11 protein-coding genes are annotated in these 11,010 nt (G+C 63.1%); all 11 read right to left on the minus strand.

What is annotated here, in order from left to right; genetic code table 11:
• Positions 1–259: 259 nt before the first annotated feature.
• Positions 260–1,687, minus strand: a complete 1,428-nt coding sequence (locus AAF563_24730) for a hypothetical protein (protein ID MEM7124505.1) — start codon at positions 1,685–1,687, stop codon at positions 260–262.
• Positions 1,684–3,108, minus strand: coding sequence for an MFS transporter (locus tag AAF563_24735; GenBank protein MEM7124506.1), 1,425 nt, complete (start codon positions 3,106–3,108; stop codon positions 1,684–1,686). The genes AAF563_24730 and AAF563_24735 overlap by 4 nt, the downstream gene beginning before the upstream one ends.
• 36 nt (positions 3,109–3,144) lie before the next feature.
• Positions 3,145–4,077, minus strand: a complete 933-nt coding sequence (locus tag AAF563_24740; protein MEM7124507.1) for a pyridoxal-phosphate dependent enzyme — start codon at positions 4,075–4,077, stop codon at positions 3,145–3,147.
• Positions 4,074–5,183 carry a molybdenum ABC transporter ATP-binding protein gene (gene modC / locus AAF563_24745; protein MEM7124508.1) on the minus strand — a complete coding sequence of 370 codons (1,110 nt, stop codon included), beginning with the start codon at positions 5,181–5,183 and terminating at the stop codon, positions 4,074–4,076. Before modC ends, AAF563_24740 begins: the two co-directional genes overlap by 4 nt.
• Positions 5,180–5,929 (minus strand): molybdate ABC transporter permease subunit, encoded by a 750-nt coding sequence (gene modB / locus AAF563_24750; GenBank protein ID MEM7124509.1) that lies wholly within the window; start codon positions 5,927–5,929, stop codon positions 5,180–5,182. Before modB ends, modC begins: the two co-directional genes overlap by 4 nt.
• The gene (gene metC, locus AAF563_24755) at positions 5,895–7,061 is read right to left on the minus strand and encodes a cystathionine beta-lyase (GenBank protein MEM7124510.1); all 1,167 of its coding nucleotides are present in this window, start codon (positions 7,059–7,061) and stop codon (positions 5,895–5,897) included. The genes modB and metC overlap by 35 nt, the downstream gene beginning before the upstream one ends.
• 86 nt (positions 7,062–7,147) lie before the next feature.
• Positions 7,148–7,624, minus strand: a complete 477-nt coding sequence (locus AAF563_24760; GenBank protein ID MEM7124511.1) for a GNAT family N-acetyltransferase — start codon at positions 7,622–7,624, stop codon at positions 7,148–7,150.
• Positions 7,625–7,729: 105 nt separating this feature from the next.
• On the minus strand, positions 7,730–8,584 hold the full coding sequence (gene sseA / locus AAF563_24765) for a 3-mercaptopyruvate sulfurtransferase (protein ID MEM7124512.1): 855 nt from the start codon (positions 8,582–8,584) through the stop codon (positions 7,730–7,732).
• A gap of 9 nt (positions 8,585–8,593) precedes the next feature.
• Positions 8,594–9,304, minus strand: a complete 711-nt coding sequence (locus tag AAF563_24770) for an alanyl-tRNA editing protein (GenBank protein MEM7124513.1) — start codon at positions 9,302–9,304, stop codon at positions 8,594–8,596.
• A 9-nt stretch (positions 9,305–9,313) separates the two neighbouring features.
• Complete coding sequence (locus AAF563_24775; protein MEM7124514.1) at positions 9,314–10,315, minus strand: cysteine synthase A; 1,002 nt, start codon at positions 10,313–10,315, stop codon at positions 9,314–9,316.
• A 104-nt stretch (positions 10,316–10,419) separates the two neighbouring features.
• Positions 10,420–10,716, minus strand: coding sequence for a cupin domain-containing protein (locus tag AAF563_24780; GenBank protein MEM7124515.1), 297 nt, complete (start codon positions 10,714–10,716; stop codon positions 10,420–10,422).
• Positions 10,717–11,010: the final 294 nt, after the last annotated feature.

Below are 11,010 nucleotides of genomic sequence, written 5' to 3' on the forward strand. Positions count from 1 at the left end.
CCAGCTCAGGTTCCCGAACCGGCTGCCGATGGTGCTGTCGCTGGGCGCGTGCATCCTGTTGGCATCCTTCTTCATCGTCACCTTCTCCGAGGTCATCCGCCGCCGCGGCGTCGGAACCCAGGAAGGCTCGGCAATCTAGGCATGCGACGGTTGGGGGCCCCACAATGGGCTCCCAACCGGCCTCTACCTTTGTGACGATCTGGCCCTTGCGTCCCTTACAGCCGTTCCGCCGCGAAAGAAGCGCAAGACGACGTTGACGCTATCCGCCGTAGCGCAACAACGGTTCGCCTTGAAGGCCAGCAGAATCAGACAGCGTACGCAGGCTGATCAACCGCTCGCCCGTGCCGACATAACTGTCGTCTTCGCAAAAGACCAGTTGGGGCGGCACGTCGCCAAGCTCGGCGTGGTGGAGCAATGCGAAGAGCAAGAGCGCCTTGTCACGGTCGGTGCCGGTGTTCAGCAGCAGCACTTCATCAGGCAGAGCGAGCCGGTCGCGGTCGTCAAAAATGGACTCGCGACCGTCGATGCCTCGAACGACGGCGATAGCATGATCAAGCGTGTCAATGTCGGCGGCCGCCTCGCGCGCCCTGTGTTCGCGAAGTGCTGCCACAACGTAGGCCTCGGGATTGCGTACGTTAAGGCGGCGGAAGGCGACGAGGGCGGCTTCAAAGGTCGCTCCGGGTTTGTCGGCCGCCAGACCCTCCAAGAGGCGTGTCGCGTCATCCGCTGATTGCAGGCTGTCAAAGTCATCCAGCGACACGTTGCCGAGCGGATGGTGCGTGAAGGTAACGTCGTTGCTGCAGGCCTCGGCGATCTGCCTCAGTTCAACGCCAAAGAAGGCCGAGAGGTCCCGCCGTATTGCTTGCCAGCGGTCCTGTTCGATCGAACTTTGACCAGCGCGCAGATAGAACGTGCCGCGCGGCGTGATGACACGATCGATCGTGACCATGCGGTTGTCGAAGGCACGTTGGGCATCGCCGCCGGTGTTGGTGGCGACCTCTTGCGCCCAACGTTCGGAATCGAAGAACTCTTTCTTGCCGTTGAACCAGAACATCGTGCCGCTGTGGCGGATGAAGGCCGTGTAATGCTCGGGCGAACCAATGAACATGATGTCGCCTGCCGAAACCTCATCCAGGACGCAGGCCAGGGATGAGATCAGGATCGCTTCGTCCGCGCAGCAGGTGATGCCGTAGGGTTTGTGTTTCTTGCGTTGAAGGATGCGGCGGTTGGCGTGAATGATGTCGAGGGTCGTGTATATGTATTCGGGAAACTTACCGCGTTCGACATGGGGTTTAAGCACGTTCTTCGGATCGAGGTCGCCATCGGCAATGCGCTGTTCGTTATGCCGGACCATCAGGTCGAGAGCGTATCGGATCGGCCCGTCGCGATCGCCGGATGCTTCTGTCTCGATATCCAGAAGACCCCAGATGTCGCTGATATCCTTCTGGCCCAGATGAAAGAAGTGATTGTTCACGTAGTGTGCGATCTCGTTCATGACCGCGTGCTGATGGTCGCCGGCTTCGGCTCCGGCTTTTTCGCTAATCTTGTCGCGGAACAACCAAAGCGCAGGCGACATTAGATTGGAGAAAACCAGCCCCATTAACAGGTCGGGGTCACACACGCCGTCGAACAGTGACGTGCGTGCCGCGCGCGACATGCGATCGAGGCTATCGGAGGAATCGGTCATGGCGATGCCAGTTTCTCTTCAGCCCGTTTGAGGAACATGAGCGGCAGGATCGCCAACAGGCACAACACCGCCGCAAGCGAAAAGGCGATCAAGAACGCCTCCGCCATCAGGTCGACCGACTGGGTGTTGGTGGACGATCCGTAGTGCGGGCTGTTTGCCTTCAGGTAAACCTGGGAGAACACGGTTTCAAAGGCCACGATACCCAGGAGCTGCGCGACACTCCGTGTGCTCGACATCGCTGTTGAGGCTTCGATGCTCTTCTCGTGCGGTGCGCTCTGCATCGCAAGGCGCATCATCTGCGGATAGTGCATGCCGATGCCAAACCCGAACACAGCCATCGCGATCCCGAAGATCCAGAACGGAAGGCGCTGCGGGCCGAAGGCGAAGACCGCGGCGCCGGCTGCGGCAATGACGAGGCCGGCCACACAGACGTCGCGAACATGAAACCGTTCGGCAAAACGCGCCGACTGCAGGCTCGACAACGCGAGACCGGCCGACATGGCCATCAGCAGAAAACCGGCATTTTGAACCGACAACCCCTTGAACCACTCGGTGTGGATAGGGAACAGGAACTGGGCGCCGGCGCTGACAAAAAGTATGAAAAAGATCGACGAGAGGCTCAGGCCGAACACTCGTCGTCCGAACATCGACATATCGATTGCGCTGTGTTCGCTGCGGATCTCCCACCAGATGAACGCCGCAAAGGCAACCACGCAGCCGACAAAGCAGCCGAGAATGGCAGGTGACGTCCAACCCCATTCGCGACCTTGGTTAAAACCGACAACCAGGAAGGCCAGGAAGACGAAGCCCAGTATCGACCCCGCGGTGTCCAGTCGCCTTTTGGCTTCACCGCTCTTCGCTGGCGGGCGCGCCGGCATCGCGCGCAGCGCCCACAAGCCGAACAGGCAGATCGGAACATTGACGATGAAGATCCACTGCCAGCCCAGGTAGAATGTGATCAACCCGCCCAAGCCAGGCCCCAAGGAGAAACCGACATAGGGTGCAAATGTGTAAATGCCAAAGGCCCGACCTTGCCGCTCCTCAGGGACCATGGTCCGCAGAACCGCAGGCCCCAACACATAGAGGATGGACCCGCCAAGCGCCTGGACGGCGCGCGCGGCGGTCAGCGTCACGATGTCGTTTGACAGCGAACAGAACACCGACAGCCCGCCAAAGATCAGAAAGCCGCAGGCCATCATGCGCCTGATGCCGAACCGTGTCCCCAGCGTGCCGACGGAGACGGTGAAACCAACGAAGACCAGGGTGTAGACCAGCACGACCCATGACGTCGCCGACAGGCCTATGCCGAACTCATGAGCGATGACCGGGATGGCGACATAAAGCGCGGCGAAATCGAAGCCTGCGAGGAACGCGCCAAGCCAAGCTGTGCCTAAGATGAGCCCGGCTCCGGATCGGATCATCGGATCAGGCCTCTGCGGTGCATGGGGCCGATGCCATCACGCCAAGCCGTCGGTACCCGCGCCACAAATGAGGGCGCACACGTTGTTGCCACTGGCGCGGCCGGTCTGCAGCGCGGCGAGGGACGCGGCGCCGCTGAGTTCGGCGGCGACGGCGCATTCCGACCAGAGCCAACGCGCGGCCGTCGCCATCTCGTCGTCATCGACCAGCACGATGTCGTCGACATGGTCACCGATGAGGTCGAGGTTGAGCTGCTCGCTGCGCCGCGGCGCCAAGGTGCCGGCGCGTGTCGCGATGGTCTCCAGCGTGACCAGTTCACCGGCGGTGCGGCTGGCATGGTGGGTCGGTGCGCCGACCGGCTCGACGCCGATGACCTGTATGTCGGGCCGCTTCGCGCGGACGGCGGCTGCGACGCCGGCGATCAGGCCACCGCCGCCGATGGCGACAACCAGCGTGTCGATATCCGGCGTTTGCTTCAGGATCTCCAGGCCGACAGTGCCTTGCCCGGCGATCACCGCGGGGTCGGCGAAGGGATGGACATAGGTCATACCGCGCTCGCCTGCGGCGGCAAGCGCGGCGGCGTTGGCGTCGTCCCATACCGCGCCCTCGACCACGACGTCCGCGCCCCAGTTCCGTATCGCGTCGGCCTTGGCCGAAGGTGTCGAGGTCGGCAGGAAGATGACGGCGGGCACGCCAGCATGGTGTGCCGCATAGGCGACGGCGAGACCGTGGTTGCCGCCGGACGCGGTGATCAGGCCACGCCGGCGCTCGTCATGGGTCAGCGTCATCAGCTTCGACATGGCGCCACGCGGTTTGAACGAACCGGTGACCTGAAGGTTCTCCAGCTTGAGCGTCAGATGTTGGACGCCGATCGCCTGGCGCACCGGTTCAACGTCCAGAACCGGCGTCGACCGCACGGCGCCCTTGATGCGTTTCCGGGCTTCTTCGATGTCGGTGAGGTCAACGCTCATGGCGCTTCCTCCGTGTCGCCGGCCGGGCCGATGCTGGGACGGTCGACATTCACCGCCTTGATCATGGCGTAGACCGGCAGGCCCTCGCGAATGCCAAGCTCCTGGCGAGATTTCTCGGTGATCCGCGCCAGTAGCGGGCAGCCGATGTCGAGTACCAGATCGACCTGGCCACCATCGGTCTCGACGATGCGCTGGACAGTGCCGGGCAGGATGTTGAGCACGCTGACCTGCTCGGGCGGTTTCAGGGCGATCGCGACATCGCGCGCGCGGATACGTACGCGCACCCTGTTGCCCGGCGCCTGGTCGAGACGCGGCACGGTCAGCGTGCCGCCGGGCACCGACAGCGTGGTGAGGTCCCAGCCGGGATCATCACCGATCACCTGGGCCGGTACGACGGAACCGGCCCAGAACCGCCCGGTCAGGGGTGCCAGGTCGGGCCGGCTCATGATGTCCTCGACCGAGCCGCTGGCCTGCATGTGGCCGTTGTGGATGACGACGACGTCATCGGCCAGGCGGATGACCTCTTCGACCGCGTGGCTGACATAGACAACGGGCATGGCGGCGTCGGATGGCAAGCGCTGGATAAAGGGTAGGATCTCGTTCTTGCGCGGGCCGTCGAGCGAGGCGAGGGGTTCGTCCATCAGCAAGAGATCGGGGCTGGCCAGGAGCGCCCGGCCGATGGCGACGCGCTGGCGCTCGCCTCCTGAGAGTTCGTGGGGGCGCCGGCGCAGCAGATGAGCGAGATCGAGCAACTCGACCACATCGTCGAAGCCTAGTCGCCGGTCGCCCGCCGGCAGCAGGTTCATGCCGTAGCCCAGATTGCGCGCGGTCGTCATATGAGGGAACAGCCGGGCGTCCTGAAAGACATAGCCCAATCGGCGTTTCTCCGGCGGCAAGTCGACTTGCCGGTCGGAATCGAACAGGACGCGATCACCGGCGGCGATACGGCCGCGATCCGGTTGGACGAGCCCGGCGATCATGTTGATCAGGGTGGTTTTTCCAGATCCAGAGGGTCCGAAAAACGATGTAATTCCAATTCGTTCGATGTCGATCTTCACAGACAGGGAGAAGTCTGGAATTTCCCTGGCGACGTCGATCGAGATCATGCGCTCGCTCCGGCCAGGCGGCGTTGCGCGCGCCGCGCCAGGACTTCCGAGGCGGCCAAAGCGGCAAAGGCCAGGATGCAGGAGATGATGACCAGTCTGAGCGCGGCATCTTCGCCGCCCGGCGACTGGGCGACGCTATAGAGGGCAAGCGGCAGGGTCTGGGTTTCGCCGGGAATGTTCGAAACGAACGTGATGGTCGCGCCGAACTCACCGATCGAGCGCGCGAAGGCCAGGACACATCCGGTGATGATGCCGGGCAGGATGAGCGGCAACGTCACGGTAACGAACACCCGCTTCGGCGAGGCGCCAAGCGTTCGCGCCGCCGTCTCCAGCCGGCGGTCGACCAGATCAAGGCCCAGCCGGATCGCGCGCACCATCAAGGGAAATGCCACGACGGCGGAGGCCAGCGCCGCGCCCTCCCAGGTGAAGATCAGTGTGATCGCGAACCAATCGTACAGCAGGCTGCCGATCGGTCCCTTGCGGCCCATCAGAACCAGCAACAAGTAACCGACGACGACCGGCGGCAGGACCAGCGGCAGATGAACCAGACCGTTCACGATGCCGCGCCCGGGGAAGGGCACGCGCGCCAGGAGCCAGGCCATCAAGATGCCAAACGGCAAGCTGGCGACGACGGCCACCGCGCCGACCTGAAGGCTCAACACGAGCGCCTCGCGCTCCATGTCGGTTAGGGCGAACAACGGCCCCGACCCGTCAAACGGCGGCCGCGAGCCGGCCAAAGCCGGCATCAAGATCGGCAATAAGATCGTCGGGATCTTCCAGCCCGACATGCAGCCTCAAGAGCACACCGTCTTCCTGCCACGGTGTTATGGCGCGCGCGCGCGAAAGATCGCACGGCACGATCAGGCTTTCATAACCGCCCCACGAATAGCCCATACCGAATAGCTCGAGGCCATCGAGCATGGTCGCCAAGGCCGCGTCGTCGACTGGCTTGACCAGGATGCCGAACAGGCCGCTTGCGCCGGTGAAGTCGCGGCGCCAGATGTCGTGGCCGGGATGCTCGGGCAAGGCGGGGTGCAAGACGCGGATGACTTCGGGCCGTTCGCTCAGCCATGCAGCCACCTTCATCGCGTTCTCATAGTGGCGATCCAATCTAACGGCCAGGGTCCGCAACCCGCGCTGACCGAGATAGGCATCGTCGGGGCCGACATTGTTGCCAAGCGTGGTGAACGCATGCCACAGCCGGTCCATGTGCTTTTCGCGTGCGGTGGCGACGCCCAGCATCGCATCGGAATGACCGACGATGTATTTGGTGGCGGCCTGGATCGAGATATCCGCGCCCAGCGCTATCGGTCTATAGAAGTATCCGGCACCCCACGTGTTGTCGCAGAGAACGATAGCGTCGCGATCGTGGGCGGCTTCGGCGATGGCCGGAAGGTCCTGGATCTCGAACGTGATCGATCCCGGCGATTCCGTATAGACAATGCGGGTGTTGTCCTGGATCAGATTGGCGATGCCGGCGCCGATCATGGGGTCATAGAACGTGGTTTCGACACCGAAGCGCTTCAGCATGCCCAGAGCCAAGTTGCGGGTGGGTTGATAGGCGGAATCGGTGATCAGGATGTGGTCGCCGGCCTCCAGGAAGGCCATCAACACGGTCGCGATGGCCGCCTTGCCGGAGCCGCAGGTGATCGCCCAGTCGCCACCCTCCAGCGCCGCCATGGCCTCCTGCAGCGCGAAGGTGGTCGGCGTGCCGTAGCGGCCATAGACGACCTGACGGTAATCCTTGCCGCTGGCGCCGTTGAGTGCCTCCAGGGTCTCAAACAGCACGGTCGAGGCGTGGTAGACGGGTGGGTTGACGATGCCGTGGTTGGCCTCGGGGTCGCGCCCCGCGTTAACGATGACCGTTTCTGGTTTCATGATGTTCCCGGCTGAACCCTGCTGTCGCGCCATCATGGCATTGGGCCGGGTCCAGAACCAAGCCTTCCTGCCAGATAGACCCGGCTTTAGAGATCCTGGCTTGGCGAGGGCAGGTTGGTTAGCGCGGGATGTGGCTTCTGCTCGACCTCGGTGCGCCCGACGACGTTGAACCCCGCGCGTTGATACATGCCGAGCGCGCGCGGGTTGTCGGCGGTGTCGGTTTCGACGGTGACAATGCGAGTCTCCGCGCGCCATGCGGCGTCCACCGACCAGTTAAGCAGAAACCGGCCCAGGCCCTGTCCTGTGAACTCCGGCACCAGGCCCAGATGCGTGATCTCGACGCGCGTTTCGCCGCGAAAGTCCAGTTCGGTGAAGCCCGCGGGCACACCGGCGACGTAGAGCACGTAGATTTCGATCTTGTCATTGTGAATGAGGGCGGCGAGTTCGTCGTCGCTCAGGTCGCGTCGGTCGGTCCACAGCCATGGCCGGCCGATCGTCTCGTAGAGGTAGCGATAAAAAGAGAGTGTCGGCTTTTCCGCGCGTAGGACTGCGAGCTTGCGCAAGGGCGCGGCGACGGTTGGCCGACGTGGCCGCGCGGTCATTTCTAGATAGGTGACGACGACCTTCAGGGTGTTGCCATCCGTTTCTGCGCTTTCCTCTTCACCGTTTCAGGCCGGACCAGTCGCGACCGGCGTATCGTCATGCCCGCCCCATTCGGTCCAGGAGCCGTCGTAGACGGCGACCTTCTTGCTACCAATCAAATGCAGGGCGAGCGCTAGAAAGGTCGCGCTGATTCCCGAACCGCAGGTCGTGATGATCGACTTCTTGGGATCGATGCCGATACCCGCAAACGCCGCGGTGATGGCGTCGGCATCGACGACCGTGCCGTCTGCCGGGTTCAACAGGTTGCCATAGGGCAGGTTGCTGCTGCCCGGGATATGGCCGCCACGAAGTCCGGGCCGTATCTCCGGTTCGTCACCGGTGAAGCGGCCGGCGCCGCGCGCATCGATGACCTGCTCGCGCTGGCTGTCCAGGTTGGCGCGCACCTGGTTGAGATCGCGTACCAGAAAGGTATTCAAGCGCGCGGTGAAGTGGCGCTCCTTCGGCGTTGTCGCTTCGTCGGTGACCGGGCGTCCCTCGGCGAGCCATTTGGCGAGCCCGCCGTCCAGGACGGCCACGTCGTCGTGGCCGAAGACGCGGAACATCCACCAAACGCGCGCGGCCGCCATCATGTTCCCGCCGTCGTAGACGACGATGCGCACACCATCGCCCAGACCAAGCTTGCGCACGCGCGAGGAGAACTTCTCCGGGCTTGGCAGCATGTGGGGCAGGTCGCTCTTTTCATCGGCGATATCGTCGATGTCGAAGAAAACGGCGCCTGCAATGTGTTGTTCGGCATACTCGGCGCGCGGATCGCGTTCCTCCGTCGGCAGGTACCACGATCCGTCGACCACGCGCACGTCGGGCGAGGTAAGATGCTGGGCGAGCCACTCGGTGCTCACCAGGGCATCGGAATTGGCCAAAGGCTCCTCCTAGTCTTCAAGCAGGACGACGCTGACGCGCCGGTTCTGCCGTCCCTTGTTTTCAATCTTGGCGACCTCGACGCCGCCGATTTCGCCGGTGTTGCGCACGTGGGTGCCGCCACACGGCTGCAGATCGACCTCGTCGATATCGAGCAACCGCACTCGACCGGCGCCGGTCGGCGGCTTGACCGACATGGTGCGGACGAGATCTGGCTGCTGGGCCAACTCGTCATCGGTGATCCAGCGCGGCTGCACCGCGTGGTTCTCCGACACCAGACGATTGAGCCCTTCGGTAATTTCTTCTTTGCTCAGATTGGCATCCGGCCAGTCGAAATCCAGCCGGCTTCGCGTTTCGCTGACCTGGCCGCCGGTCACCGGTGCCTCAATGATCGAGCAAAGCAGATGAAGGCAGGTGTGCATGCGCATATGGCGATAACGTCGATCCCAGTCGATCTCGGCTGTCACCGGTTCGCCAACCGACGGCACCGGCTGATCGGCGGTGGGCACATGCACGACGTCCTCGTGATCGGCGCCCTTGCGCGTTGTCTCGATCGCAATGCACCGACCATCGCCAAGGGTCAGCGTGCCGCTGTCGCCAGGCTGGCCGCCGCCTGTTGGGTAGAACACCGTGCGATCGAGGCGAATGCCGTCATCATCGACCTGCGTCACCACGGCGTCGCAGGATCGTTGGTAGGCGTCGTCACGAAACAGGAGTTCCATATCCCATCCCTACGTCATCCAGGGCGGGGAGGGAAGGTTGCGTTCACGCAGAAAGGCTGGATTGAAGATCTTGCTGTGATAGCGCGTGCCATAGTCGCACAGGATGGTCACGATGGTGTGGCCGGGCCCCAGATCCTTGGCGACCTTGACGGCGCCGGCGACATTGATGCCGGTGGAGCCGCCCACGCAAAGGCCCTCGTGCTGCAGGAGGTCGAACACCACCTCCAGCATCTCGACGTCGCTGACCTGATAGGCCTGATCAATCGGCGCGTCCTCCAGGTTCTTGGTCACGCGGCCTTGGCCGATACCTTCGGAGATCGAGCTGCCTTCGGATTTCAACTCGCCGGTCTTAAACCAACTGTACATGCACGAGCCGTAGGGATCGGACATGACGATCTGGACGTCCTGGTTGCGCTCCTTGAGCGCCATGCCGACGCCGGAAAGCGTGCCACCGGTGCCGATCGCAGAGACGAAGGCGTCGACCGCGCCGTCCGTTTGGTCCCAGATCTCCGGTCCGGTGCTGTCGATGTGGGCCTGCCGGTTGGCGACGTTGTCGAACTGATTGGCCCAGACCGCGCCGTTGGACTCACTGGCGGCGATTTCCGTCGCCATGCGCTCGGATGTGCGGATGTAGTTGCGCTGGTCCTTATAGGGTGCGGCCGGCGTCAGGTGGAGGTCGGCGCCGAGCGCGCGCAGCGTGTCCTTCTTCTCCTGACTTTGGGTTTCCGGCATCACGATGACGCAGCGATAGCCAAGCGCGTTGCCCACCGTACACAAGCCAATGCCGGTATTGCCGGCGGTGCCCTCGACGATGACGCCGCCGGGCTTCAGGTCGCCGCGTTTCTCGGCGTCGCGAATGATCCACAGCGCCGCCCGGTCCTTGACCGATTGGCCGGGGTTCAGAAATTCGCACTTGCCCAGAATGTTGCATCCCGTCTTGTCGGAAGGCCCCTTGAGCCGAATCAAAGGTGTGTTGCCGACAAGCGGCACGATGCCGTCATGCACTGTCATGGCAGATACCGGTCCTTAAGATGTGGTGCGGCAGCAGGAGCGGATTTCCGGTGCACACTAGTTGGCTCAGAGGAAACGTCAAGCGGCCGTAAAGCACGGTTTTGTCAGGTGGAAAGCGGGCGGTCCTTAAGCTCGACCTCGACAAAAACGAACTCGTAATCGTTGGCATTGATGACATCGTGCTCGACCCCGGCCTGGCGGTAATAGGCCTGTCCGGCGACGAGTTCGGCCTCATGCTCGCCATCGGCGGATTTCAGCCGCAAGGTGCCGGACGTCATGGGTACGACAACGTAGTCATACATGTGCTGGTGCCATCCGGTGTTTGCCCCGGGTGAAAAACGCCACTCCGTTACAATCGACGTTTCGTTGTCAACCTGGACGGTGGGAACGGCAGAGGTCATGGATGGTCTCCTCAAATACTGGTTTTCCGGGGTTTAGGGGTTGCCGCTATCGGGTCCGAACCCCTATCTTAACAGGGTTCGCACCTCCCGTGGCCTCTCTGAACGAGGCGCGAGACGGGCCGGGGTGGGAGGCTAATTTTTCTGCTGGCAAACAGGCGCCGCAGGATCGGGTCCTGCACGATTATCGTCGGCTCGCTTCTGCGCGGGCCGAAGCCTGCGGCGACGATGGGCGGCGTCGCTGCTAAGGCATAACGACACATAGGTGCTGTCGTGAGAAGCATTCTGCATTTCGAC

Source organism: Pseudomonadota bacterium, from assembly GCA_039028155.1.
Classification (GTDB): Bacteria; Pseudomonadota; Alphaproteobacteria; order SP197; family SP197; genus JANQGO01.

What these genes read in the sequence shown, in the direction of transcription:
- AAF563_24775 (MEM7124514.1), bottom strand. Translation starts at nt 10,315, where the DNA reads ATGACAGTGCATGACGGCATCGTGCCGCTTGTCGGCAACACACCTTTG.
- AAF563_24730 (MEM7124505.1), bottom strand. Translation starts at nt 1,687, where the DNA reads ATGACCGATTCCTCCGATAGCCTCGATCGCATGTCGCGCGCGGCACGC.
- modC (MEM7124508.1), bottom strand. Translation starts at nt 5,183, where the DNA reads ATGATCTCGATCGACGTCGCCAGGGAAATTCCAGACTTCTCCCTGTCT.
- AAF563_24740 (MEM7124507.1), bottom strand. Translation starts at nt 4,077, where the DNA reads ATGAGCGTTGACCTCACCGACATCGAAGAAGCCCGGAAACGCATCAAG.
- AAF563_24735 (MEM7124506.1), bottom strand. Translation starts at nt 3,108, where the DNA reads ATGATCCGATCCGGAGCCGGGCTCATCTTAGGCACAGCTTGGCTTGGC.
- AAF563_24780 (MEM7124515.1), bottom strand. Translation starts at nt 10,716, where the DNA reads ATGACCTCTGCCGTTCCCACCGTCCAGGTTGACAACGAAACGTCGATT.
- AAF563_24770 (MEM7124513.1), bottom strand. Translation starts at nt 9,304, where the DNA reads ATGGAACTCCTGTTTCGTGACGACGCCTACCAACGATCCTGCGACGCC.
- modB (MEM7124509.1), bottom strand. Translation starts at nt 5,929, where the DNA reads ATGCCGGCTTTGGCCGGCTCGCGGCCGCCGTTTGACGGGTCGGGGCCG.
- metC (MEM7124510.1), bottom strand. Translation starts at nt 7,061, where the DNA reads ATGAAACCAGAAACGGTCATCGTTAACGCGGGGCGCGACCCCGAGGCC.